Annotated in this window: 26 protein-coding genes and 1 riboswitch; of the genes, 21 read left to right on the top strand and 5 right to left on the bottom strand. The window is 43.4% G+C overall.

Annotation, left to right across the window (positions count from 1 at the left end; genetic code table 11):
* Positions 1-34 precede the first annotated feature (34 nt).
* Genes gerPC through MHI51_RS16800 form a run of 3 tightly spaced genes read left to right on the top strand, consistent with a single transcriptional unit; the run spans position 35 to position 1,190 of the window.
* Positions 35-649 carry a spore germination protein GerPC gene (gerPC, locus tag MHI51_RS16810; RefSeq protein ID WP_076126719.1) on the top strand — a complete coding sequence of 205 codons (615 nt, stop codon included), beginning with the start codon at positions 35-37 and terminating at the stop codon, positions 647-649.
* Positions 627-803 (top strand): spore gernimation protein GerPD, encoded by a 177-nt coding sequence (locus MHI51_RS16805; RefSeq protein ID WP_111504304.1) that lies wholly within the window; start codon positions 627-629, stop codon positions 801-803. The genes gerPC and MHI51_RS16805 overlap by 23 nt, the downstream gene beginning before the upstream one ends.
* 3 nt (positions 804-806) lie before the next feature.
* Positions 807-1,190: a hypothetical protein gene (locus tag MHI51_RS16800; protein ID WP_076217743.1), complete on the top strand. Its 384-nt coding sequence runs from the start codon at positions 807-809 to the stop codon at positions 1,188-1,190.
* A 6-nt stretch (positions 1,191-1,196) separates the two neighbouring features.
* On the opposite strand, the gene MHI51_RS16795 is transcribed toward MHI51_RS16800, so the two are convergent.
* The 3 genes from MHI51_RS16795 to MHI51_RS16785 form a co-directional block, all read right to left on the bottom strand.
* Positions 1,197-2,510: a PQQ-binding-like beta-propeller repeat protein gene (locus MHI51_RS16795; RefSeq protein WP_405173116.1), complete on the bottom strand. Its 1,314-nt coding sequence runs from the start codon at positions 2,508-2,510 to the stop codon at positions 1,197-1,199.
* Positions 2,511-2,699: 189 nt separating this feature from the next.
* Positions 2,700-3,656, bottom strand: coding sequence for an alpha/beta hydrolase (locus MHI51_RS16790; RefSeq protein WP_094900653.1), 957 nt, complete (start codon positions 3,654-3,656; stop codon positions 2,700-2,702).
* A gap of 198 nt (positions 3,657-3,854) precedes the next feature.
* Positions 3,855-5,177, bottom strand: coding sequence for an APC family permease (locus MHI51_RS16785; RefSeq protein WP_076217746.1), 1,323 nt, complete (start codon positions 5,175-5,177; stop codon positions 3,855-3,857).
* 128 nt (positions 5,178-5,305) lie between these two features.
* Between MHI51_RS16785 and MHI51_RS16780 the strand changes: the two genes are divergently transcribed.
* From MHI51_RS16780 to MHI51_RS16770, 3 genes are all read left to right on the top strand, one after another.
* The gene (locus MHI51_RS16780) at positions 5,306-6,208 is read left to right on the top strand and encodes a LysR family transcriptional regulator (protein ID WP_405173115.1); all 903 of its coding nucleotides are present in this window, start codon (positions 5,306-5,308) and stop codon (positions 6,206-6,208) included.
* 28 nt (positions 6,209-6,236) lie between these two features.
* On the top strand, positions 6,237-7,142 hold the full coding sequence (locus tag MHI51_RS16775) for a tyrosine-type recombinase/integrase (RefSeq protein ID WP_076106781.1): 906 nt from the start codon (positions 6,237-6,239) through the stop codon (positions 7,140-7,142).
* Between the two features lie 112 nt (positions 7,143-7,254).
* On the top strand, positions 7,255-8,226 hold the full coding sequence (locus MHI51_RS16770) for a glycoside hydrolase family 113 (RefSeq protein ID WP_256719013.1): 972 nt from the start codon (positions 7,255-7,257) through the stop codon (positions 8,224-8,226).
* A 191-nt stretch (positions 8,227-8,417) separates the two neighbouring features.
* Here MHI51_RS16770 and MHI51_RS16765 read toward each other — a convergent pair whose 3' ends face one another.
* Positions 8,418-9,341, bottom strand: coding sequence for an L-lactate dehydrogenase (locus tag MHI51_RS16765; RefSeq protein ID WP_036687562.1), 924 nt, complete (start codon positions 9,339-9,341; stop codon positions 8,418-8,420).
* A 172-nt stretch (positions 9,342-9,513) separates the two neighbouring features.
* Between MHI51_RS16765 and MHI51_RS16760 the strand changes: the two genes are divergently transcribed.
* The 15 genes from MHI51_RS16760 to murB all read left to right on the top strand — a co-directional run bounded on the left by MHI51_RS16760 (position 9,514) and on the right by murB (position 25,867).
* On the top strand, positions 9,514-10,896 hold the full coding sequence (locus MHI51_RS16760) for an amino acid permease (protein WP_076277012.1): 1,383 nt from the start codon (positions 9,514-9,516) through the stop codon (positions 10,894-10,896).
* Between the two features lie 30 nt (positions 10,897-10,926).
* A complete protein-coding gene (locus MHI51_RS16755) occupies positions 10,927-12,216 on the top strand; it encodes a hypothetical protein (RefSeq protein ID WP_081387523.1) in 1,290 nt (429 codons plus the stop codon).
* A 223-nt stretch (positions 12,217-12,439) separates the two neighbouring features.
* Positions 12,440-12,616 carry a hypothetical protein gene (locus MHI51_RS16750; protein WP_169744776.1) on the top strand — a complete coding sequence of 59 codons (177 nt, stop codon included), beginning with the start codon at positions 12,440-12,442 and terminating at the stop codon, positions 12,614-12,616.
* 194 nt (positions 12,617-12,810) lie between these two features.
* A complete protein-coding gene (locus tag MHI51_RS16745; RefSeq protein ID WP_036687780.1) occupies positions 12,811-13,203 on the top strand; it encodes a DUF2500 domain-containing protein in 393 nt (130 codons plus the stop codon).
* 894 nt (positions 13,204-14,097) lie between these two features.
* On the top strand, positions 14,098-14,529 hold the full coding sequence (locus MHI51_RS16740; protein WP_076126705.1) for a cell wall hydrolase: 432 nt from the start codon (positions 14,098-14,100) through the stop codon (positions 14,527-14,529).
* A gap of 144 nt (positions 14,530-14,673) precedes the next feature.
* On the top strand, positions 14,674-15,138 hold the full coding sequence (gerQ, locus tag MHI51_RS16735; protein ID WP_036687556.1) for a spore coat protein GerQ: 465 nt from the start codon (positions 14,674-14,676) through the stop codon (positions 15,136-15,138).
* A 314-nt stretch (positions 15,139-15,452) separates the two neighbouring features.
* Positions 15,453-16,769: a hemolysin family protein gene (locus tag MHI51_RS16730; RefSeq protein ID WP_036687555.1), complete on the top strand. Its 1,317-nt coding sequence runs from the start codon at positions 15,453-15,455 to the stop codon at positions 16,767-16,769.
* A gap of 161 nt (positions 16,770-16,930) precedes the next feature.
* Positions 16,931-17,683, top strand: coding sequence for a DsbA family protein (locus MHI51_RS16725; protein WP_405173114.1), 753 nt, complete (start codon positions 16,931-16,933; stop codon positions 17,681-17,683).
* Complete coding sequence (locus MHI51_RS16720; RefSeq protein ID WP_405173113.1) at positions 17,680-18,144, top strand: disulfide oxidoreductase; 465 nt, start codon at positions 17,680-17,682, stop codon at positions 18,142-18,144. Before MHI51_RS16725 ends, MHI51_RS16720 begins: the two co-directional genes overlap by 4 nt.
* 194 nt (positions 18,145-18,338) lie before the next feature.
* Positions 18,339-18,498, top strand: a riboswitch (cyclic di-AMP (ydaO/yuaA leader).
* 124 nt (positions 18,499-18,622) lie between these two features.
* Positions 18,623-20,440, top strand: a complete 1,818-nt coding sequence (locus tag MHI51_RS16715; RefSeq protein ID WP_076126699.1) for an APC family permease — start codon at positions 18,623-18,625, stop codon at positions 20,438-20,440.
* A gap of 203 nt (positions 20,441-20,643) precedes the next feature.
* On the top strand, positions 20,644-21,639 hold the full coding sequence (locus tag MHI51_RS16710) for an iron-hydroxamate ABC transporter substrate-binding protein (protein ID WP_405173112.1): 996 nt from the start codon (positions 20,644-20,646) through the stop codon (positions 21,637-21,639).
* A 220-nt stretch (positions 21,640-21,859) separates the two neighbouring features.
* Positions 21,860-22,915: a FecCD family ABC transporter permease gene (locus MHI51_RS16705; protein WP_405173111.1), complete on the top strand. Its 1,056-nt coding sequence runs from the start codon at positions 21,860-21,862 to the stop codon at positions 22,913-22,915.
* Positions 22,915-23,949 (top strand): iron ABC transporter permease, encoded by a 1,035-nt coding sequence (locus MHI51_RS16700; RefSeq protein WP_076126695.1) that lies wholly within the window; start codon positions 22,915-22,917, stop codon positions 23,947-23,949. The genes MHI51_RS16705 and MHI51_RS16700 overlap by 1 nt, the downstream gene beginning before the upstream one ends.
* Before the next feature lie 55 nt (positions 23,950-24,004).
* On the top strand, positions 24,005-24,805 hold the full coding sequence (locus MHI51_RS16695; protein ID WP_036687549.1) for an ABC transporter ATP-binding protein: 801 nt from the start codon (positions 24,005-24,007) through the stop codon (positions 24,803-24,805).
* A gap of 150 nt (positions 24,806-24,955) precedes the next feature.
* Positions 24,956-25,867 carry a UDP-N-acetylmuramate dehydrogenase gene (murB, locus tag MHI51_RS16690; RefSeq protein WP_076106777.1) on the top strand — a complete coding sequence of 304 codons (912 nt, stop codon included), beginning with the start codon at positions 24,956-24,958 and terminating at the stop codon, positions 25,865-25,867.
* A gap of 64 nt (positions 25,868-25,931) precedes the next feature.
* Here murB and MHI51_RS16685 read toward each other — a convergent pair whose 3' ends face one another.
* Positions 25,932-26,267 carry a hypothetical protein gene (locus MHI51_RS16685; RefSeq protein WP_076184379.1) on the bottom strand — a complete coding sequence of 112 codons (336 nt, stop codon included), beginning with the start codon at positions 26,265-26,267 and terminating at the stop codon, positions 25,932-25,934.
* Positions 26,268-26,278 lie beyond the last annotated feature (11 nt).

The following is a 26,278-nucleotide window of genomic DNA, read 5'->3' as shown; positions in this document are numbered from 1 at the left end:
TCCCCGCATACAATAAACCATAGGAGGGGGTTGTATGCATCCGTATTACGCTCAGCAGGTTTTTAATACACTCAGATTACAAGCGGAGAAGATTCAACAGTTAGAGAAGCAGCTTCGCGATTTGCAAGGCGATGTAGACAGCATAAAGAACAATAAATCTGCAAGTATAGGACCTATCAATTATCATTTTGAACAATTAAAAATCGAAAAGCTGGAAGGCACTTTAAATATAGGCATTACACCGAATGAGGGAAACAATCTGGATGAAGCGATGATCAACGGTAAACCTATTGGGGAGCGGGAGGATGGTACAACTGCCTTATCGGATCAGATTCGCCCACAGATTTTGAAGTATGTGCAAGAAGAGGTCCCCTCGCAATTTTCACGTTTAGAAAAAGAGAAGAATTTAAGCATTGATGAGCAATATATCCAAATGGTGACTCAGGATCTGCTGAATCAAATGGATGGACGGATTAACGAGTATGTAAACCAACTCCCTGCCACAGAAGAAGGGCGTGGATACACTGATGAGGAATGCGCTTCTATTGTAGAGCAAATCAAACGAGATATCGTTATGGCAGTAGAGCGGCATTTGGAAATAAATATAACCGGAAGGCGGGAGACGAATGAAGATAACGGTGATCAATAGAGATATTAGTGTCAATGCAGTGAAAGTCGTTTCGATCTCAGGTTCATCAGTATTTTTAGTAGGGGATACTCAATCCATTCATTGCTCCTCGGCGTTTGACAGCGTAATAGAATATACTCAGAGCGCTCCAGATCAAGTCAAAAAAGGCAGTTAACCTATGCACACCTCACGCATACAAGATGTTTATATCAACAATCTGTCCGACAGTTCTATTTTTATTTGTGGATCTGTAGACCGGGTTCAATCTAAATTCCTGGGAAGCAAGGAGAATTATCTTTTTAACATAAGGGAGATTAATAATCACCCGAAAGATACTACACTCATAGACATCCCTATCCCTGTATGGACAAACCAAGGGAATGAAGCGGATGAATTTGTGATATTAAAGGATTCCGTGGAAACAACGATTAATATACAATATATTAAAATTCTATCGATTGGGTCTGGCACGACCTTCCAGATTGGAAACAGCGGGTCAGTTCATCTGGAGAGTCGAACCAGTGAGTTTAAACGAGAAGTGGCTGCAAAAGATAAGGAGTAACAACAACTATTTTAATTCTTTTGGCAGGGAAATCGCGAATATATCGTGCTCCGTCTGGATGTAGAGAATACCATTCGCACTAAATAGTGTGCCGTATTGTTGTGCTCCGGTCTTTACTTTGCCAAGCGCTTTGCCTGTTTCTGCATTTATGATATAGAAGTAGCCATTCTCATAGCCAGCGTAAATCCCCTTACCCAGAAATTGAACGCTAAGCGCGGGACTGTCCGGACCGTTGAAGCTTATAATGCGATTATCGTTCATTTGAACGCCAGTAATCTGTGCATCCTTTTGGAAAAAAGCCATGTTATTCACTGGACCAGCCACCCAATTTCCGTACTCCTCATAACTTTTGGGTTCACTCGCTGTTTCTTGACCTAAGGTAAAGCGGTATAGTGGATGACCACCCCATTGGTCTAAACCTCCATCGGCTGTATATAGATACGAGCCTTGAAGTGATGTAAAATAATTACCGAGTCTACTGACATCTTCGAGCGGTTTATAGTTCTTTTTGGTCTTCGCTTTTCCAGTTTTAACATCAACATGTACCAAGGTCAACTGATAGCCTTTAAGAGGCACGTTAGAGGCATCATTTGCAGCATTGGCTTGTTCGCGGAGTAATAATTCACCATCCCGGTAAGCAACAAAGCTATAAAATCCCTGAATTCTCCATAACTTCTTGCCTGTAGCCGGATCGAGACCGAAAAACTGTGTGCGTCTATTATCAACGGTACTGGATACTACCAATACCCCGTTATAAAGGCCGTCGATACTTCCTACATACATAGGGATGTCTTTATTCTCCCAGATCTTTTTACCAGTGACCGGATGATAAGCTGCAATTCCACCATGCTCGTTCCGGAAGTATATCACTCCGTTAACTAACTCCGCGAAAGCACCGATCTCGATCGGATCTTTGGCAGCCTTAACCTTCCAAAGCAATTTCCCCGTTTGAGCATTAACTTTTACAAGATAACCCTCATAAGTGATAAAGAAAACCGAGTTATTCGTTATAATCTCAGGATTTGTTCCGTTTTTGTAGGACCATTTAACTTTGCCTGTAGTGAGATCGGCGGCCTTTAGTGTCCCGCCTGATGAATAATAGAATAATCCATTTGCAATAGGAGCCAGTTGGCTATAAATTCCTTGACCATCTGCCTTGTCGTGCCATAAGGGTTTAATTGTGGTGATAGAGTCGACGGTTGTTGAAGAGGAGGCAGGAGTTGTTACTGCTGCTTGAGCACTAGACAAATATATACCAGCTCCAGATACGAGCAAGGAGGAAGATATAACGGTCTTTAGGATAAACGGTACATATTTCACGATTTTAGCTCCTTATACATCATTTATAATATATTGACGCAGAGAATGGATATTTGTTTCTCAATTGTAAAAAAACACTTTTTAACATAATAAATATTATGTTAACAATAAAAGGCGAATCAGTTTCGCACAAGAATTCTTGTGGGAACCAATTCGCCTAGTAAAGGAATATGTCAATAGTTGATTTGTTTAGAAACCTTCACGAAGCCATGTTGTCGCTAACTTGATAGCTCCTTTTTTAGCATGAGTCTCGGCTAAAGGATTCAGCATGACAAAATCATGAATGATGCCTTGGAAGCGGACAGCCGTAACATTCACGCCAGCTTCCCGCAATTTGGCGGCATAAGCTTCACCCTCATCCCGTAGCACATCTGCTTCACCAGTAATGACCAGTGCATCTGGTAAATCCCGTAGCTGTTCTAGGCTAGCCCGAAGAGGGGAGGCCGTGATTTGATTACGTTCCTCAGGGTCAGTAGTATATTGATCCCAGAACCATTTCATGCCGTCCCGCTGCAAGAAATAGCCTTCGGCGAACTCATGATAGGATTCAGTATCAAACGAGGCATCCGTTACCGGATAGAATAGTAGTTGTTTCGCTATCTTCGGCCCACTCCGTTCTTTAGCCATTAGAGTAATAGCAGCGGCCATATTCCCACCAACACTGTCTCCGGCTATAGAAAGCTTGCTAGTATCTAATCCGTGCTCGCTTCCTTTTTCAGCTGTCCACTGGAGTACTGCATAGATTTCTTCAATAGCTGTAGGATATTTAGCTTCTGGAGAGAGGCTGTAATTTGGGAAAACAATTGCGGCCTCCGCTCCGACAGCTAGTTCGCGGATCAGGCGATCATGGGTATGAGCATTCCCAAACACCCAGCCTGCGCCATGAATGTACAGGATAACAGGCAGCGACGCTGATGAAGAGCTTGGGGGACGAACGATTCTTATGGAAACATCACCATTAGGTCCACCTGGCACCATTAGATCTTCAATATCAACTTCAGGTTTATATATATCACTGGATTGTACGCTATCTACCGTTTCACGGCCTTTTTCTGGCCCAAGGTCAGGTAGAAAGGGAGGTTTCGCATTATCATCGGCAAATTTTTGAGCAGCTGGCTCAAGAATGATCTTAGTTTTGTTTGGCATGATTTATCGTCTCCTTTGACTGGTCATAGTCTAGTATACCCTCTTCATTCCATAACCATCTAAGCAGCGGCTGAAACGAATGCCAGTTTAGGAGTAGTTAGAGATTTGACGCTATTTGCGCATTTATCGCCTATTGAGCACGGTTTCGGACACCAACACAACTATTCCTTAGGGAGAGGTTCAAACGCAGTTAGAGCCTTACAACACCTTTTGTTGTTCCTCATGCATTTTAGGACCAATCTCTTCAGTGACACGCATCCTCTGTTTACGCTTATTACGGATAATCCAAACGAATACCAAAGTAATGAGTAGCGGATAGCCTATTGCCCAGCCCGTAAAAGGAAACACAGCAGCTGTTGCTAAAAAGGAAATCCAACTTATCGTCACACCTAAGCGACTTCCTTTGAGCAGACGTATTCCTGCAGCACAACCTCCGATATAAGTCAGGATAAAAGTAGCATTCGGAAACTGGATCAGAGTGGTGATGGAGAGGGACCCGCTGCCATATAGCGTCATCACCGATACAAAACAAAGCAGAAGAAAAGCTATGCCGCCGATAGGGGTATGATACTGTTTGGATATTTTACCCATCCATTTCGGTGCAGAGCCTTGGCGGGATAAAGCATAAGCCACACGTGAGGCAGCTCCTGCATAGGCAATAATTGTGGCTGTACAGATGAACAGACCGGTAAGTCCGGCAATAAATCCTCCCCAGCGCCCAAGAGGCTGACTAATAATCCAGACGAGTGAAGTGCTTGATCCACCTTTGAGGTAGCTTTGTGTACCAACAGTTGCTAGTGCGGAGAGAAAATATAGAATCCCTACTATAATAGCGGCGATAGTTACTCCTTTAACGGCGGCACGCTGTGGGTCCTTGAACTCCTCAGATAGGTGTGAGACAGCCTCCCAGCCAATAAAACACCAGAATAAGATTGCAGCAGCCTGGCCAATGCTCATCCATCCATGTGGGATAAAGGGAGTGAAGTGTTCGACTTCCATACGGGGCAGTGCAGTAGCAAAGGAGAAGACCAGCACAGCAACAATCGCTATAACTACCGCTATTTGTACCTTTCCAGCTACCTGCATACCAATCCAGTTCGTAATCAGGCCAATGACCAACATAATAGCGGCAATAGTAATTCTTGCAGATTCGTCCCAGCCCATAGCGGCGGTCATATAACCAGCTCCAGTCAGTGCAGCAACAGGTGCGCCAATCGGAACGGACATCAGAAAGAACCATCCTACCAGTGAGCCAGCTTTTGGACCAAAAGCAAGCGTTACAAAATGGGACACGCCTCCAGCGTTAGGGAATTTAGCAGAGAGCAGACCCATTGATAAGGCCATCGGCAAAATCAGCAACGACATAAATCCCCACGCCAGTAATGAAGCGGGACCCGCCATTTCTGCAGCTAAACCAGGAACAATTAAGACCCCAGAACCCAACACAGCCCCGATGTAAAGGGCAATAGCCTGAGGCATGCCAATGTTTTTTTGTAAAGTGTTTGAACCGGATTCCTTCATGTTTTTTTATCCTGCTTTCCTTGTCTTTTGTTCTAGAGTAGCAGATAATAGATCCATTGGAAAAACAGAATTTTTGAATAGTATCCATTCGATATTCCGATGGTTCATTTTCATTTAGGGGGAAATTCATGGAGTCACGTCATCTTTTTACCTTTTTAGTGGTAGTGGAGACGGGCAGTTTTACTAGAGCAGCACAGAAGCTTGATTATGCACAGTCCAGTATTACTGCACAAATCCAAGCACTAGAGTCTGAAATTGGCCAGCCATTATTTGATCGGATCAGTAAAAAGATTATCCTAACCGACGCAGGGCGTCGGTTGCTCCCGTTCGCTCAAGAAATATCCAGAATGCACACTTTAGCAGAGGACGCGTTACGCTCGGATAGTGAGCTTACGGGTTCTTTACGGATTGGGGCTCCTGAATCTCTAGCTGCTTTTCGCTTACCAGGTATTATTAAGGAGTTTCGCGCTAAATATCCGAAGGTGCAAATTCTTCTGAAGCCTGGAGCTTGCTGGGAACTATCAGATTTTGTCCGTTCGGGTGAACTGGATTTAGCGTTCTTGTTGCAACCTGAGACGGAAGATAAAGATTTAAATATAGAAACATTAGTACATGAGCCGATGACGCTGATCGCAGCGCCAGATCATCCCTTATTAAACCTTGCTGAGGTAGAACCCCTTCATTTAAAAGGAGTGACCATACTTCATACCGAAACGGGCTGTTCCTACCGGACTTTATTTGAACGGCATTTGAACAGTTACGGTGTTTTTCCTGACCCCACGTTAGAGTTTTGGAGCATCGAGGCGATAAAGCAATGTGTGATGGCTGATCTTGGCATTGCCTTTCTTCCATTAATTACTGTAAAAAATGAACTCTCCGAAGGCAAACTTGCCAGGTTGAATTGGAATGATGAATCACAGCGTATGACGACGCAGATCGCCTATCATCATAAGAAATGGAAATCGCCCGTACTGACGGAGTTCTTACTTGCGATACAAAAACATGCTGAGCAATGGAGAAGTCTAATATAGATCAACGTTAACAAGGAGGCTCTAAGGCATGAATGAGTGGTGTGAAGACTACGAAGAAGGGCTGGAGGCCTTTCTCATCTGGATGAAGGATGCCGGGTACACTCCCTATACGCAAAAATCCTATTTAGTAGATGTGAAACAATTTTTAGACAGCCTGAATGGTAAAAAGCTTGAGACGGTGAAGAAGCTGCATGTCATTTCTTTTTTGACCTCTGTCCGCGAACGTGGAGTGAGTGATGCGACCCGTAACCGGAAGCATGCTGCGATTAACTGTTTTTTCAAGGCATTGATCGAGCTGGAATTACTTCAGAACAACCCGGCAGCCGGGATTAAGAAATCCAAAACGGAGATCAATCGTGAGCCGGTCTACTTAGATGAAAGTGATCTGGGTCGGTTTTTATCTTCTATAGATGGTAAATACAAAAAGCGCAATTTAGCAGTTTTTTTGTTGATGTCCTATATGGGGCTTCGGGTGGGGGAAGTTCACACGCTGAATTTGAGTGATTATAATGTAGAAAGACATTCCCTCCGTGTGTTTGGGAAGGGGCGTAAATGGCGTAATGTGCCGGTTCCCGAGGATGTAGTGCCTTTTCTCGACTCTGCGTTAGCAGAAAGGTTAGATCCTTGGCGCAGTAAAGAGGAAGCGATGTTCATTTCACAAAAAGGACGCAGGTTGTCGATCCGCGGCATTCAGCAAATTGCAGCAGATACCTTTGATCGTTTCCAAAGGGATGTGCCAGCAGCACAGCGACGTCCGTATTCAAGCCATAAGCTCCGACATTCCTTTGCAACCATGCTGCTGAGAAAAGGGGCAGATCTGCGTACTGTACAGGAACTGCTTGGTCACTCCTCGATCCAGACTACAACCGTATACACACATATTACCAGTCGTGAGAAGGAAGAGGCTATGTCTAAATTGCAAATCCAGCTGTGATAGAAAAGAAAGAAACCTCCTTAGAAAATTGATAACAAAAAATAACTTGTTATTATAACGGTATTGATTTATTCTAACAGTTATTAAGAGTTTTTTATAGGAGGTCCTAATCGTGAAGGATGTATTTCTAAAAGGGATGACTTATGGCTGGGGATCAAAACGAGGCGAATACCGCACAGAATATGCAGAAGATTCGATGAGAAAGCTGGCGGAGACAGGAAGCGAATGGATCGCCTTATCTTTTTGGACATGGCAAGACACAGTGCATTCAACAGAAATTCATTATGATTACGGTTACACGGTGACAGATCGTGATCTCGCACATGCGGTACAACAGGCAAAACAGCTTGGTCTTAAAGTTTGTCTTAAACCTGTTGTGAATTCGAGGGATGGCATTTGGAGAGCTAGGATTGGATTTCCGGAAGAGGGAGAGGTTTATTGGGCAGCATGGTTCCGTTCTTATACAAATTTCATTAAACACTATGCAGAGTTGGCGGAAGAGCTTGAATGTGAGATGTTCTGTATCGGCTGCGAAATGGTAGGCACAGAGTCTAGAACTACGGAATGGAGACAATTAATTCAAGAGGTCACTAATCTTTATACAGGGCCGATCATTTATAATGCTAATCATGGCAAAGAAGAAGGAATCGAATGGCTGGATGAGGTGGATTTTATCGGAACCAGCGCTTATTATCCGGTAGCCTCCATGCCGGGAGATTCTTATGAGAATATGCTGGCTGGTTGGGAGCGGCAGAAACCGCGGCTTAAGTCACTGTCTGAGCAATTTGGCAAGCCTCTCGTATTCATCGAGATTGGATGCCGAAGTGCTCATGGATGTGCCACCATGCCATGGGACTTTACATACACAGACTTACCGTATTCAGAAGATGAACAAGCCAACTTCTATCGGTCAGCGCTGGAAGCATTCTGGAATGAACCTTGGTTTGCCGGTTACTTCTGGTGGGACTGGAGCACGAAATTATATGCCTTGGAAGAGGCTTCCATTGACCGTGGTTTTGATATTTATGGCAAAAAAGCCGAACAAGTTCTCAAAGAATATTACAAGCAACCTATCACTAAATAAATTGATAAAAAAGATCCGGAATTTCAGGTGAGCCTGGCCTGCTAAAGGATCTTTTTGTCATTGGCAGGCTAAGTTAATTCGTGTTATATTAAAAACCGTCCTTTTCATAGTGGAGGCAACGCTCCACATATAAAAAGGACGGTTTCTTGTGTCTTTTGTAGTCAAAAAAGGCTGTTTCCAGCCATATTCGCTTACAATTCTAGCTTAGCTATTTCTGCTTTTAGCTTCTCAGCGGATTTCTGGAATAAAGCCTGTTCGGTTTCATTGAGTGGGAGGTCCAGTACCTGTCGAACACCCGAGCGGTCTACTACGCAAGGTGCACCGAGATAGACATCCGAAACCCCGTTATAGTTATTTAATAAAGTAGAAACATTCAACACGGCGCCTTCATTATGAAGAATGGAGACTACAATTCGGTCCAGTGCAAGAGCTATTGCATAAGAGGTTGAGCCTTTGGCATCAATAATTTCATAGGCTGCATTCTTGGTATCTTGGAAGATTTCTTCGCGTTCTGCTTCGTCAAAACCAAGATCAATCCCAGCTACATTCGCAAGACTCCAAACCGGAAGCTCTGAATCTCCATGTTCACCGATGATCTGTCCGTGAATACTGCGAGGATCGATTTCTTTGTGAAGACCGATCAAATAACGAAAACGAGCACTATCAAGTACCGTACCAGAACCAATTACACGTCTGCGGTCAAACCCACTTATTTTCAAAGTCGCGTAAGACAGAATATCTACAGGGTTAGTTGCAATAAGTAGAATGGCATGTTGGTTATACTTTGTAATTTTTTCAATGATATCTTTAAAAATCGAAATATTTTTACGAAGCAGATCTATCCGGGTTTCTCCCGGTTTTTGTGATGCACCGGCAGTGACTATAATGATATCTGCTTCACGGCAGTCTTCATAAGTACCAGCCCATAACTTCACACCACCGACAAAAGGCATGCCGTGATTCATATCCAGTGCTTCGCCAAGTGCTTTCTGATGATTAACGTCAATAAGTACGAGTTCGGGCATACGTCTACGTAACAATAATGTATAGGCTGTAGTTGTACCAACTGCTCCAGTACCGATAACTACGACCCGATTGGGTTTTGGGGGGGCCATGTCTCCATCTCCTTAATATTTCAAATTTTTGGTTTCAATCTTGTCCATCATAATCGTTAACGGTAGTGTTTTCAAGCTGATCTTATTTAATGCATTACCCTAATTAAGGCCATACTAAAATGTGATTTTTATTTCATTATCTTAGCAAGACTAGACAGGAGAGAATGTAAGGATGGATTTATTTCGTAAAAAGGCTCTAAACATACCCACAAGTTCTGAGGGGACGCAGTTAAACAAGACGTTGGGTGCCCTGGATCTAACAATGCTTGGGGTAGGAGCCATTATCGGCACAGGTATTTTTGTAATGACAGGAGTTGCCGCAGCAGAACATGCAGGTCCTGGTCTTATAATTTCTTTTTTACTAGCGGCGTTTGCCTGTGTGCTCTCGGCATTATGTTATTCGGAATTTGCTTCGACCATTCCTGTTTCCGGGAGTGCTTATGCTTATAGTTATGTAGCCTTTGGAGAACTGTTAGCTTGGATCTTAGGCTGGGATCTTGTCTTGGAATACGGAGTTGCCGCAGCGGCTGTAAGCAGCGGTTGGTCAGGGTATTTTCAGGGGTTATTAGAGGGCTTTGGGATACATCTTCCAACCGCACTATCGGGGGCTTATAATGCAGAAGCGGGTACAATAATAAATCTGCCTGCAGTAATCATCATTTTGTTAATTTCCTATTTACTGACTCGGGGAACCAAAGAAACGGCACGCTTTAACGCAATCATGGTTTTTATCAAAATAGCAGTGGTGCTTCTATTTATCGTAACAGGATTTTTCTATGTGAAGCCAGAGAACTGGACTCCGTTTCTCCCTTTTGGGTACCATGGCGTGATCAATGGCGCGGCCACAGTGTTTTTTGCCTACATAGGTTTTGATGCGCTAGCAACTGCTGCTGAAGAGGTGAAAAGACCCCAACGCGATTTGCCGATTGGAATTATTTCATCCCTTGCTATCTGTACGGTCTTGTACGTTCTTGTCTCACTCGTATTAACGGGTATTGTTCCATATACTGATCTCAATGTTAGTGATCCTGTATCTTATGCGCTTCGCTTTGTAAATCAGGATATGATTGCCGGTCTGATCTCTGTTGGAGCCATTGCGGGAATGACTACGGTACTGCTCGTGATGTTATTTGGTCAAACTCGGCTGTTATTTGCCATCTCACGTGATGGCCTACTGCCCATAAGTTTATCTAAGATTAATGCTAAAACACAGGTACCTGTACGAAGCACATGGATGGTAGGTATCTTAATAGCTGTGTTAACGGGTTTCATCCCACTGGACCGGTTGGCAAATCTGACAAGCATAGGAACATTGTTTGCCTTTTTTGTAGTGTCTTTAGGGGTAATCGCGCTTAGATATATTCATCCGGATTTAAAAAGAGGGTTCAGAGTTCCTTGGGTACCTTTCATTCCGCTGTTAAGTGCGGCAACTTGTGGTATTTTGATGTATAATCTAGGAAGTGAGACTTGGATTGGTTTTCTAATTTGGACAGTTGTTGGACTTCTAATCTATGCACTATATGGCTATCGTAATAGTAATTTGAATCATAAATAAGATTCAATCCATCCGAGAGGAGAGAGGTTATTGGCATCTAAGATTGCTGGATTGAAGGGAATAAGATTAATATTGATGCTGATTTTGTTAGCGTGGGTGGTCACGGCTTGTTCATCTCCTCCCCCGGAACCTACTCAGCAGCCCCAGCCGACAGAGGCACCTGAAGAAGGACAGACGATAACCCTGATTACTCCAGACGCCAATCATATTGACAATGATAGCGCTCCGAAATATCAAATTCAGACTCGTCTTACAGATTTTCAGCTGCTTAGTGAAAGTGAGGGTCTGGCCTGGGGGGTTACCAAAAACGAACTCCGGTTGTACTTGACCCGGGATAACGGAGCAACTTGGGCTAATATTTCACCAGCACCAAATGTGCAGTTCCTCTCCAATCCTGTGTATGGGAAGGGGATTTTCTTCACGGATCCATCTCATGGTTGGATTATAAGAAGTGCTTTTGGCTCGACAGAAACGATTGTGCTGCGAACCACAGATGGTGGCCAAAGCTGGAAAATCTCATCTTTAGGAGATGTGAATACAGTATCCTCTGTATATTTCAACTCACCCAGAAAGGGTTGGCTGATGACCTCATGGAACGCTTCTTCCAATAAAGAGAACAAGGCACTTTTTTCAACGACAGACGGTGGGGCCACTTGGGAAGAAGTGATGCAGAATGAGCAATACAATCCGAATTTCCCAAATGATTCGATACCGTTTGCCGGGGTCACCACTGGAATGATTTTTCGCAATAGTACACATGGATTTGTGACACTACAGACAGGTGCTCTTCCCAAAATCTTTATGACAAAAGATGGCGGTAAGAGCTGGAGCCTCGGGCCAGCTTTTCTAGTTAACGAACGTTTAGAAGATTGTGACCGAGTAATTACTGGCAAACCGGAGTTCTTCGATGCTAGTAAGTCTACTGGTTGGATGTCTGTTGGCTGTCAAAAGGATAAAGAAAAAACGATCACTTACCATGGCTATTTTACAGCTAACGGCGGTGCTAATTGGAAATTCGCTTCCTTTGGATTGAACGCACAAGCTGGTGTTAATCGTCTAATTGCTCCGACTTTTTTGAATTCACAGATCGGTTGGACCATACTTGGCGACACCCTTTACCATACGATTGATCAAGGAGCGACCTGGTTACCGCTTAAAGAGAGCAGTGTACTGCGATCTAAGCTTCTGGAATATCCGGAGATTGTAAAGCTGCAGTTTTTTTCCACTGAGGTGGGGTGGCTTTTGATTGAGAAAAAAGAGGACAAGCGCTCGATACTGTTACAGACTACGAATGGTGGTATCAGCTGGCGCGTAATGTAATAAGGAATAAGAACCTGCCTGATGGTAGGTTCTTTTGTTGTTAGAAGAGTGGGGGGTTATTGTTGTTTGTGAATGATTGAATATAAGGAAAAAACTTATTTAAAATTTTCTTTATAAATGTGAAAAAAATCACATGACTTTTAAAGAAACCTGTGATATATTTAACACATAGAAAACAAGTTCAAATTTTCACAAACTCAGACATCGAATAGGAGAGATTACAATGAAAACATTCGAAACAGATTATATGACAAGAAACCTTTTGCAACTTTGCTACAACTGTGATGACGCTCATCTTTGTGAAACTGAAGAACAATGCAGAGCTTGCTGGGCTGAGAATGGAATGTTAGACGATCAGACGGACGAAACTAAGAAATTGCTAGACCTAGTTCATGCTTAATTTAATAACTGAAAACTCTGTATAGAGACCACTCGAATTCTTGATTTCTAAGAAAACGAAGTGGTCTTTTTTGCATCTAGTCTCACTTATTTAATGCTTTCTGGACTAGATGAGGCATATACATGTACAGAAGTACCCAGAACGCAGCAATTAGGCTGAATAACAAGAGGAAGAAGGGGGAAACTGTCATGGGAATGGGCCCGGATCTTTCATGGATGTTTGATTTTGCCGGAACGGTGATGCCGATCTTTATCGTTGTTATGATTGGTATTCTTGCTATATCAGCAGGCAGGGGCTTGCTTCAATGGGGCAGGAACAATGGCTCCCCCATACTAACAATCCCTGCGCATATCGTTAGCAAACGGACTGAAGTACGACAGCAGCAGCTTCAGGAAGAGAATGGCTCAACTCGTACAAGTACAACTTACTATTTAACGTACGAGCTGGAGGGCGGTAGTCGCATGGAATTTAAAGTAGATGGCCATGAATATGGCTTGAGTGCTGAAGGCGATAGAGGAATGCTTACTTATCAAGGAACCAGATATCATGGATTCCAACGACAGCCACAATACTCAACTGCGGAGTAGTCATTTGTATTAAATCAAAACAGCGATCCTCATGCTCATGGTGGATCGCTGTTTTGCGTTTTGGTTATGTACCATTCAAGCTCATTGATACCGTAGCTCTCAAAGCTCACTGACCTCGTAGTTCTCAAAGCTCACTGACCTCGTAGTTCTCAAAGCTCACTGTAGGTGCGATCATCTATTAAGTGTCAGATCTTCATTACCCTCTCACCTTGCGGACCCAGATGACGTTATTTGCAAATTCACAGTCTTTTGAGCCTAGTTTCGGACTCCAATGCAGCTATTCATTAGAAAGAGGCTTATAATCGGTGCTTTGCGGGCCAATAGGGGCTTTGGGGTCCGTTAGAATCCGAAAAGTGGATTAATATCGCGAATAAGGTCAGCTGTGTCCGATAGCGCCTTCTGAGCGGGTGCTGACGTTGTCGCAGTTGCTAACAAGAAAATTGATCTAACGTGGACATTGTTGCTAACACCGAGCCCGATTCCAGCACCGTTCGACGCTACCACCGACGTCGACTCTGATGCTAAAGCTGTCGTTAACAAGAACATCGAAGCTGAGGTTGATAATTGTTGCTAACACCGAGACCAATTCCAGCACCGATTCGACTCTAACACTGATGTCGACTCTGATGCTGGCACTTACGCTGACCCCGACGTCGACTCTGATGCTGCCACTGACCCCGACCCCGACTCTGACGCTTTAGCGCGGACATATGCAGCATATGGACATACGCAGCTTAGAGTGTCGCTAAAGGGGATTTGCTGAGTGGTTAAAAGGAAAGATCCCTACTCTAAAAAATAGGCGGGAACTGTCACCTCTTAGGCGAATGCACATACTATACAGCATGCAGTTAAGAACGAGGTTGCTACAAGAAGTGACCCCAAGGAGGAGACAGCGTGGCCGTCATCAAAACGAACTCGGAAGATGTGAAGGTGCTGGCGCGGTTGATGAGAGCGGAAGCTGAGGAAGATGGAGATCTCGGCATGCTCATGGTCGGCAATGTTGGCGTCAACCGGATTCTTGGCAATTGCTTGGACTTTAATAACATTCGAAATGTGAATGATATGGTCTATCAAAGTCCTGGAGGTTTCGAAGCGCCGCAGAAGGGATACTTCTACCAGCGAGCCAGAGAAGCAGATATCCGTCTAGCCAAACGTGTAATTGCTGGTGAAAGAACCTGGCCAGCTACCAATGCTTTGTGGTTCTTCAGACCCGCAGGTGATTGTCCTGCAACCTGGTATAACCAACAAAACACAGGCCGCTTTAAAGCCCATTGCTTCTTTACTCCGACCGGAGAAGATTGCCCGACTGTATTTATCGGCAATTAGCATGGTAACTGTGCAAAGAGAATTACTCAATAAAATGAGTAATTCTCACAGAAAGTTAGTGTGATTTCAATTGTGCCCAAATGTAAGTTTCATTAGTGTCCAAGGGAGCCTATGCTCCGATAAACATTTAGGAGGTTTCAGTAAATGATCGTTCAACCTTACCGCCCCGTAACTTATACCATCGGTAGTGTCTCTTCTTCAGGTATGCCAATGTCTTCCGGAATGCCGATGTCATCAGGAATGCAAGGCATGGGCAGCATGCCACCCCAAGTAAGCAGTGGCAGTCCAATGACTCCAGGGGGAGTAGTAGTTCAGAACCCACCACAAACGTTCGAACAATCCTACATTGAGAATATTTTCCGCCTGAATTTAGGAAAAGTAGGTACGTTTTATTTTACTTATGAGAACAACAAAGACTGGAATGCCAAAGTTTACAAGGGTGTGCTGGAAGCGGCAGGCCGTGACCACATTATTATCAGTGACCCTGCGACCGGCCAACGCACCGTCTTACTTATGATTTATTTTGATTATGCTACCTTCGATGAGCCCCTTACTTACCAATACCCAGGTGTAATTGGCAATCCTCCAACGATGAGAAATTGTCGCTAAATTTAATCCATCTTCGATGAGAAGAACTCCAACGCCAAAAGGTTAGGAGTTCTTTTTATTTGTGATGAATTTATGGAATAATCTTGATAATCATCGCCCATTTTTTTTCGAAAGGACACGCATGCTTGCGGTTTGCCCCAATATATTAATATAATAAAGTATATATTCAAAAACGTGATTCTAGACTGGAGATGAAACCATTGGGAAATTGATACTGAAAGGAACAAACGGCAAGCTTTTTGCCAATACTCTGAAAAAACGAAGGAGGTGGGCCTATCCATCCATGTACGGAAAATGGTGGATAGGAGTATAAATTGAGCGACCCTTTACCCGGTATATTACATGTTGGTCTTATTATTTTGTTGGTATTGTTAAACGGATTTTTTGTTTCAGTCGAATATGCAATGGTGAAAGTACGAAGTGGTAGAATTGATACCCTGATTGAAGAAGGTAGTAAAAAAGCTTTTAATGCAAAAAGCATTGTCAGCAACCTGGATGGCTATCTCTCAGCCTGTCAGCTCGGCATTACATTGGCTTCGCTTGCATTAGGGTGGCTGGGTCAACCAGCTATAGCTAATCTTATCGGGCCTTTATTAGGAAGCATAGGTTTAGGAGAAACTGCTGTTAATGTTGTATCTTTGGTTATTGCTCTTATGTTCATTACTATCTTGCATATCGTATTAGGTGAGCTTGCACCTAAGACCATTGCTGTTAACAAGGCTGAATCTGTCCTTTTACTAACAGCAGGACCGATGAATGTATTTTACAAAATCATGTATCCAGTGATATGGATCGTTAATGGGCTGGCGCGTGGTTTACTGCAAATTTTCCGATTAGCCCCGGCTTCAGAGCTGGGAACGGCGCATACGGAAGAAGAAATTCGTATTATCATGCAGGAAAGTAACAAAAGCGGCTTTATAGATAATACTGAAATGGCGTTAGTTGACAATATTTTTGAATTTGTGGATACCATGGCTCGGGAGATCATGATTCCGCGGACAGAGATGATCTGTCTGAATAATCATGTTTCTGCTGAGGAGAACCTTGAGATTGCCTATGATGGCATGAGGACACGTTATCCCGTCTGTGACGGTGATAAGGATCATATTTTAGGCTTCATCCATATAAAGGACTTAATTAAGGATCGTCCACAAAGTTATCAGAAATTAATTCGTCCAATATTGACCGTGCCGGAATCCATTCAGATTAGTGCTTTGCTGAAAGTTATGCAGCGTGCGAAGACACAAATCGCCATATTGATCGATGAGTATGGGGGTACTTCAGGAATGGTGACACTGGAAGATATCATGGAGGAAATTGTTGGAGAAATTCAGGATGAATTTGATGAGGAACGTCCCGGTGTTGAGAAGCTTGGTGAGGATGAACACTCCATTGACGGTTTGATGCTTATTGAAGAGATTAATGATCTTTTAGGTCTTCATATGGAGACTGAGGATTACGATACGATAGGCGGCTGGCTGTATTCTAAATTGGAGGTTAATCCACCTCAAAAAGGGCAATCCGTAGAATTTGATGATCATCTATTTATTGTAGAAGAGACTGAGAATAAGCGAATTTCTCGAATTAAGCTATTGCGGTTACAGTTATTGAATGAAGAAGCTGGAGCTTAATGGAATTATATATTTTTAAAATAAGAGCAGCGTTTCTCCTTTTGGAGTCACGCTGTTTTTTTTGACCATACTGTTTGCCAAAAAGAGATTAATAATTATATAATTTTAAATGTATATGATAAAAACTACATTAGTCCCTAGAGGACAGAAAGGAATTCTCCTTGAGTAAACCTAAAAAAAGTCCAAATGTTCCCCAGTTGAGCAAACAAGAGAAACGACGGGTAGAACAGGAGCAACAGAAGCAGAAAACGAGAATTTTAGTTATTAGTTCAATAGCTGTAGTAGTTATCATTTTTGTTGGATTGTTTATGTTAGCTTCGAAAGATGCAGCAAAGAATGTCTCTACAGGAGAACCGGTAGAATTCAATTACAGTGAGCTACCTAGGATTGGTAATGAGGATGCACCTGTTAAGCTTGTTGAATTTGGTGATTTCAAATGTCCAGCTTGTTCCCAATTTGCTGGCTCCATGAAACCGAAAATTGTTCAAGATTTTGTCAACGAGGGAAAAGCAGCTCTTTACTTTGTAAATATGGCTTTCGTTGGTCCTGACTCTGAGACAGCTTCACTAGCTGCATTGTCTGTATACCATCAGAATAAGGATGAATTCTGGAAGTTCTATGATGCTGTGTATGCGCAGCAAGGGGATGAGAGCGTGGAATGGGCCACTGAGGATTTCTTGGTAAGCCTTGCTGAAAAAGAGAAATTAGTGATCGATTACGATCTATTGCGTAAAGACATCCAAGAGAAAACTTATGCAGATGAGCTGAAGAAAGACATTCAGTTGGCAACTGACGCAGGCGTGACAACTACGCCTTCGCTCTACATTAATGGAGTGAAAACGGCTGAACCTTTCGATATTGAAGCGATTACATCTGAAATTAACACCGCCGCAAAAGCAGTGGAGGCAAAGTGACAAAATTCCTATCTTTTTGCAAGCGTAACTGCCTCTATCTGGCCTGGTTCGTCTCTTTGGTTGCTGTAGCTGGTAGCTTGTATTTAAGTGAAGTCTTGAAGTATGAACCTTGTAAGCTTTGCTGGTTTCAGCGGATTTTTATGTATCCGCAGTTATTTTTGTTGGGAATTGCCACTTTCCGTGGAGATAAGCGCATCATTCCTTATGTGCTTCCATTAAGTTTGATTGGTGGCAGTATCTCAATCTATCATTATGCGGAACAGAAGATTCCAGCGTTAAGTAAAGTTCTACCTTGTACAGTTGGTGTTCCTTGTAATAAAGATTACTTGAACTACTTCGAATTTATAACGATTCCTTTGTTAGCTTTAATAGCGTTTGCTCTAATAAGTCTCCTTCTTTGGTATGGACGTAGGGAAGAAGAAGTGATTGAAGTAGATGCTGAGGAGAGCTTAGGATTTTAGTTTTTACTTTGGAAGTTACAAAAAAGCTGAAAAGGTATTAAAATCACGGGCTAGAGGGATAATTGAAGATAATGAAAGAGAGCATCCAATAAGACGCTATATTTGAGCTTATTGGATGTTTTTTCATTCTTTTTTCATTTTTTTCAACGCTTTACTGTAGGCACTTTGTAGACTAATATTAGACCTTGTGAGAAGTTGAATATGCGCTGAATTTTCTTAGGAAAAACGGGGGAACCAAACTTGGCATTCATGCCAATGGGGTGAATCGGAACCGGGTCGAACAGATCTCTACCGTAGGGCTATAACCACAGCCCGAATCCGCCAGCTAACCTCGTAAGCAAGGTGGGAAAATGACCATGCATAAGCATGCGGATCATTTCCGTATGCTTATTTTTGTGTCTGCATTTATGAAATCCACCGATGAAAACAGCGCACGGAAATTCCGTTTCAGCTCCCAAAGAAAGGAACTGTATCCACCATGGTAAGCAAGGTAAAACGACTATTGATCGGACGTCCGATGAAGTCGAATGAACTCGATCATGAAAAGTTATCCAAGGTTAAAGCACTGGCTGTTCTGTCTTCTGATGCGCTCTCGTCTGTAGCCTACGGAACGGAACAAATTCTGATTGTACTAGTGGCTGCCGGGTTTACTGCCATCTGGTATTCCCTGCCAATTGCATTAGCCGTATTGGGCCTGCTGGCCATCCTGATTTTATCCTATCGGCAGACGATTTTTGCTTATCCGCAAGGAGGCGGAGCTTATATCGTAGCCAAGAGTAATCTTGGTATTCCGACAGGGCTGCTCGCTGGGGGTTCATTATTGGTGGATTACATTCTTACCGTAGCGGTTAGTGCCTCGGCAGGGACGGATGCGATCACATCGGCTTTTCCAAGTCTTCATAATCATACTGTTCTCATCGCTGTATCTGTTATCGTTTTATTAACAATCATTAATCTTCGCGGAGTGACTGAATCGGCTTCATTTATCGCAATTCCAGTGTATTTGTTTGTGGTTTCAATTGTTGTTCTGATTATCTCCGGTATCGTTAAATATGCAATGGGTGGCGCGCATGCGAATGTTCCTGAAATAGGCAGCGCCGTATCTAATGTAAGTTTGTTTCTACTATTAAAAGCGTTTAGCTCTGGTTGTTCAGCCCTAACGGGGGTTGAGGCCGTATCTAATGCGATCCCAAACTTTAAAGCACCGGCTGAGAAGAATGCAGCCAAGACGCTAATGATCATGGGACTTATCCTTGGCTTTATGTTTACCGGAATCACTGTGCTGGCGTATTGGTATGGTATTGTGCCAGATGAAAAGGCTACGGTTGTCTCTCAGATCGCTGAATCGACCTTTGGCCGTGGCGGATTGTACTTTTTCATTCAAGGGATTACAGCAGTGATTTTGTTCTTGGCAGCTAATACAGCATATTCAGCGTTTCCGCTGCTCGCCTTTATGTTTGCAAAAGATAAATATCTGCCACATGCATTTATGGTCCGTGGTGACCGCCTGGGTTTCTCAAACGGCATTATTTTTCTAGGAGTTATGTCTATCATACTTGTGACTGCATTCCATGGGAATACGGAAGGTTTGATTCCACTATATGCGGTTGGCGTGTTCATTCCTTTTACCTTATCCCAACTGGGGATGATGGTGCATTGGATCAAAACAAGACCCGCTGGATGGGTGAAAAGATTTGTAGTAAATACCATCGGTATGCTGACTACATTGACGATTACGCTTATATTTATCATTACTAAATTCTCGAGCGTATGGATGGCATTCATTTTCTTACCTGCTGTAATGTTCGTGTTCCACCGTATTCATAAGCATTATTTGAACACTGCGGATCAACTGCGTATATGTCCGGCTACGGATAAACCTGTAATTAAAGGAAGTACTGTAGTTGTTCCTGTTGCAGGGGTTACACGTGCTGTATTACATTCCATCAGCTATGCGAAGTCTCTAACAGATAATGTTGTTGCTGTGTATGTAGGCTTTGATGAAGAAGACATTCATAAGATGGAGCAACGGTGGGAGGAATGGAATCCAGGTGTACGCCTGATTGTACTTCGTTCCAGATATCGTAGTATCATTCGTCCGTTAGTGAAGTTTATCGATACGGTAGAGTGGAAGACCGCTGCGACGGATCACATCACGATTCTGATTCCACAGTTTATTACCAAACATTGGTGGCAAGCCGTGCTTCATAATCAGACCAGCTTTTTAATCCGCTCGTATCTAATGAATCAAAAGGACGTTGTAGTAGCGACTGTCCCGTATCATTTAAATAAATAAGTAGAAGATTAAAGATGAGGTTATATCCGGAACGTTCGGAATATAACCTCTTTTGTATTTTATATGAAGGAAATTGTTGCAAATCCACAGAATTTGAAATTTATATGTTGACACAGAGAATGAGAATCAATATCATTTAAAAGTGAAGCAGAGGTAAAGGTCACCTTTGAATATCAAAGCAGTTACATATAGGAGGGTTTTTAATGTTTTGGCTTAACAGAAAAAGATCAGGAAGCATGAAAGTGACGATGAGCGGACTAATAGTGATGACGCTAATACTTTCCGCTTGTGGTAATAATAATGCTGAAAGCTCATCAAATGCAGGAACAGCGCCTACAGCAGAATCTACAGAGGCACCTGCTGCACCTAAGACGTTAACAGATGCAATGGGTCATAAAGTAACGATTCCGGCTAATCCCCAACGCGTTCTGGGTTCATATTTAGAAGACTCTTTGGTAACTCTGGGTGTAACTCCAGTAGCTCAATGGTCAGTTACAAATGGCGTTCAGGATTATCTGGCCACTGAATTGAAGGATGTTCCTACAATTAGTTACGACCTTCCGTTAGAGGCTGTAACCAGCTTTGCTCCGGATCTTATTATCATCCCATCGGAGTCTTCTGTTCAGAACGGGATTTACGATCAGTTGAATAAGATTGCACCCACTTATGTAATTGGGGATGAACTAAATCAAGATTGGCGCAAATCGTTGCTCAAGATGGGTGAGATTTTGAACAAAACCCCTGAAGCAGAAAAAGCCATTAAAGATTATGATGTTAAAGCAGCGGCTGCGAAAGAACAGCTTGCAGGAGCTATTGGACAAGAGTCCGCGGCTATTTTATGGTTGGTGCAAAAAAACTTCTATATTGTAGACGAAACCCGCAGCAGTGGAGCTGTATTATATACAGACCTTGGCGTAACGCTGCCTAACTTAGTAACAGAGATCCCAGTAGGAACAAGAGCAACTTGGAATCCGATCTCACTAGAGAAGCTTTCTGAGCTGACCGCAGATCATATTTTCCTTGTAAATAGTGATAAGACTGAGGGTTCGGAGATCCTAGATAGTGCAATCTGGAAGGGCATCCCAGCTGTAAAAGCTGGAAATGTGCATGAAATGAGCTCAACAAGCAGTTGGCTTTACAGTGGGGCGAACGCTGGCAGCAAAATCATTGACGATGTGCTAAAAAGTCTTGTGAAATAAAAGTCGTAATTCACCATGAATGAGACTGATCATTTCGGTGGGGAAGGGCGTGCAGATCAAGTATCTCGGGATACAAAGATCTGCACCATTTTTTTATAAACCAATCCCATAGTACGGAAAAATCGTTCCTGCAATTGTACAACATAAATATTTTTGCGATAATGAGAATGATTGTTGTTATCATATAAACCATTGTAACTATTGAATAAGGAGACGACTCATGGTTTCACCCTCAGATTTCGCAAATCGTATTAAAAATGAACCCAAAAAAGCTCTACATACCCGACCGGCAGCTGCCATTGGTATTCTTATTTTTGGACTTGCTGCCATTGCCTTCGGATTGGCACTTTCGGTCTCAGTGGGTGCGGCAGATATCAAGTTAGCTACGGTATGGGAAGCTATATTTCATTTCAATCCAGATTTACAAAAACATCAGGTGATTAGAGAACTGCGATTTCCACGTGCTATTGCTGGCGCCTTAGTCGGTGCTTGCTTCGCAGTAGCAGGGGCTATCATGCAGGGGATGACAAGAAACCCGCTTGCGGATTCAGGGCTGTTAGGCTTGAATGCAGGAGCAGGGGTAGCACTGGCCATAGTATTTGCTTTTGCACCCTCACTCTCATTCACTTCACTAATGTTGTATTGCTTTATCGGTGCCGCTGTGGCCTCTTTTATCGTATTCGGAATCGGTTCGCTTTCTTTTAATGGCCTGACCCCCTTGCGATTGACATTAGCAGGTTCGGCAGTTAGTGCTTTATTGGTTGCTATTAGTCAGGGAGTAGCTATTCTTTTCAACTTATCTCAGGACATAGCCTTCTGGTTAGCTGGTGGGATGGGTGGAGCTAGCTGGACTCAGATCAAGATTATGTTCCCTTGGGTGGCCGTAGCCTTAATTGCAGCGATGATGTTATCACGATCCGTCACATTGCTCAGCTTAGGAAGAGAAGTTGCGGTTGGCCTGGGGCAGCGGACAAGGTTAGTTCAATTGGCATGTATGATTGTTGTGGTTATCTTAGCTGGAAGTGCGGTTTCAACGGTTGGCCCGATTGCTTTTATAGGACTAATTATTCCACATGTTACACGTTATTTCGTTGGAGTGGACTACCGCTGGATTATCCCTTGCTCGGCAGTTCTAGGGAGCTTATTGATTATCTTTGCAGATATTGCCGCAAGAATGATAAATGCACCGTATGAGACACCGCTAGGAGCCTTAATTGCCATCATCGGCGTACCGTTCTTTATTTATTTAGCGAGTAAGCGGAAGGGGGAGCTGTAATGCCCAAATTAACCCTTACTCCAGATGAAAAAGAACGCCGCACACGCGCCCTAACGGTGTTATCACTCCTTGCTATACTGATCGTCGTTGTGTTTATAGTCAGTATGAATACAGGGTTTATGCGTCTATCCCCACTAGAGGTATTACATACACTCATGGGTGATGGAACACATCAGCAAAAGCTTATTTTATTTGATTTCAGATTACCCCGCATCGTAATTTCATTGTTAGTTGGAGCGGGCTTTGCAGTATCGGGCTGTATTCTACAAAGTCTCGCACGTAATGCACTCGCTGAACCGGCTACGCTGGGCATAAGTGCTGGTGCAGGTTTTGCGGTAATCATTTTTATCTCGTTTTTTCCGGCTACAACAGCAGCTCCGGTATTTGTCTTGCCTCTCCTAGCACTTGGTGGGGCTGGCCTGACCGCAGCTTTAATCTATATTCTTGCCTACCGGAAGGCAGATGGTCTGTCTCCTACAAGGCTGATCCTTATCGGGATTGCGGTCGCTGCAGGAATCAATGCTTGCCAGCTTGTATTGGCACTTAGGCTTGATCCTAATAATTATCAATTTGTAGCTACTTGGATCGCCGGGAAAATATGGGGTGGGGATTGGAGATTCGTCCTTGCTTTGCTGCCTTGGATCGCGATTCTGTTACCGTTCGCCTTCTATAAAGCCCGGGTTCTAAATGTATTGAATCTAGGGGACCATACTTCATTAGGTCTAGGAATGCGTGTGGAGAAGGAACGTATTCTCCTTCTGGTAACAGCCGTAGCGCTTGCCGGCTCCTGCGTCGCGGTAAGCGGAGGTATTGGCTTCGTCGGCCTGATAGCACCACACCTGGCTCGCAGGCTGGTGGGACCCCGTCATCAGGTGTTATTACCTGCTAGTGCTTTGACAGGGGCGCTTCTTATGATTACCGCTGATACCATTGGTAGATGGGTATTGCAACCTGCCGAAGTTCCTACTGGCATTGTGGTTGCGATTATTGGCGCACCTTACTTTTTATATTTACTCGCCAAGTCGAAAGCGTAAATTAGTTCATACTTAGGAGCTTAGCTCCATAAAACTTTTAAGGGAGTTGTAGATCATGTCAGAACGTTTGAATACAGAAGAATTAAGTATTGGGTATGCTGAGGCTACTATAGTTAAGGGATTGAACTTGTCTATCCCTACGGGGAAAATCACCGCACTAGTGGGCGCTAACGGCTCCGGTAAATCTACAATCCTCAAAACGATGGCCCGGATTATGAAGCCGAAGAGTGGCACCGTAATGCTGGACGGCAAATCGATCCATAACTTTTCAACTAAAGAGGTTGCTCGTCAGCTGGCGATTCTACCGCAGAACCCAACAGCTCCTGACGGTCTGACGGTATCTGAGCTGGTTAGCTACGGTCGTTTCCCTCATCAAAAGGGATTTGGCACGATGACCGCAGAGGATCGCAACATCATCTCCAACGCCATCTCTGTTACGGGCATGGAATCTTTTCATGATCGCCCTATTGACCGTCTCTCTGGTGGACAACGTCAACGCGCTTGGATCGCTATGGCGTTGGCTCAAGAAACAGATATTTTATTCCTTGACGAGCCTACAACGTTCCTAGATATGGCGCATCAGCTCGAAGTTCTTCAACTTTTGCAAAAGCTGAATGAGGAAGAAGGCCGTACCATTATCATGGTCGTGCATGATTTGAATCATGCTACTCGTTATGCGCAGCATATGGTAGCGATTAAGTCCGGTACTGTGGTTAGCGAAGGCTCACCTACTGAGGTTATGACACCAGATGTATTGCGGGAAGTGTTTGGAATTGAAGCGGATATCGTTCCGGATCCACGTACGGGTGTGCCACTGTGTCTTCCTTACGAGCTTGCTGCCTATAAAGCTGTGTAATTATCATCTAAAATCATACAACGAACAGGCTCCCGTCATTGACAAGGGAGCCTGTTCGTTGTTACAGTTGTGGTTGCCTACAATTTCATAATAACTCTTTAAAATAGATCAAGGACCATCATTTATACATGGTTAAAGGAGCATGAAAACATGAATATTGACAAAATTCAAGATGATCTAGAGCAGCTAATGACTGCAGGAATAGTGAAAAGTCATGAGAATTTAAAAGATCACGTGTACACTAAAATGGGCGGCAAAGCTGATATTTTGGCTGCACCAGCTACTTATGATGAAATTCAAAAGATTGTTACATATGCAGAACAAAATGGGATAACCCTTACGGTACTTGGGAATGGCTCCAATGTGATTATCCGTGATGGAGGTGTACGTGGAATCGTTCTGCAAACGGCAGGACTGACCGAAATGGGAATTCGCGACAATCTCTTATATGCGCAATGTGGTGCCAAAATAATTGATGTTTCCAGATATGCGCTTGATAAGGAGCTTACGGGTCTTGAGTTCGCCTGTGGCATTCCAGGAACAGTTGGTGGAGCGCTCTATATGAACGCAGGTGCTTATGGCGGTGAGATCAAAGATGTCCTGCATAGTGCACTAGCTATAAATAAGAACGGGCAATTGGTAACTCTGCAAGGAGATGAGCTGCAATGGGGATACAGAAAAAGTGTATTCGCAAGCGGTGAGTATATTGTACTTGAGGCCAAATTTGCTATGACTTCCGGTGATGTTTTAACGATCAAGGCAAAAATGGATGAACTAACTTATTTACGTGAATCGAAGCAACCGCTTGAGTATCCATCCTGTGGGAGTGTGTTTAAGCGGCCTCCAGGCCGTTTTGCAGGTCAGTTAATTCAAGAGAGCGGCTTACAGGGTACAAGAATCGGCGGTGCTGAGGTATCCAAGAAGCATGCGGGATTTATTGTGAATGCAGATAATGCAACAGCCAGTGATTACATCGGGCTAATCCACCATGTAAGAGCGACTGTGAAGGATAAATTCGGTGTAGAGCTGGAAACTGAAGTGGAGATCATTGGAGAAGAATAAATGATAAGCAAAAAGAGCCCGCAGATCGCTGTGGGCTCTTTTTGCTTATCATAATCATGTTCGTTTAATCTACTGAAAGGGTGTAATTAGCTCTGTCCGTAGTTATTTCTGCCTTGCGGTCGGCTAAGTCTACGATTTGAAGACCTTCAACAGCTAAATCATAAGTGGATTGTGGCAGGGATACCAGTTCACCATCGGCGTTAAGTGTGCTGCCGAAACCTCTTAATATCAGTGCACTTCCAAGATATTCATCAATTACGTCGTCTGCACTGCGGAAATCTACGGCCTCTAAATTGAAATGAACTTTATCCAGATCACGAAGTTCTTTCTTTTCAATAGCGATTGTTTCATTCAAATGATTGTTAAGCCAATCCATAAGCTGCTGTATACTTTGTTCCATAAAATGCTCCC

This window comes from Paenibacillus sp. FSL H8-0260 (assembly GCF_045040625.1).
Taxonomy (GTDB): domain Bacteria; phylum Bacillota; class Bacilli; order Paenibacillales; family Paenibacillaceae; genus Paenibacillus_AQ; species Paenibacillus_AQ odorifer.
The sequence above is the reverse complement of the archived record's forward strand: the minus strand, read 5'-3'. Positions and strand labels throughout refer to the sequence as shown.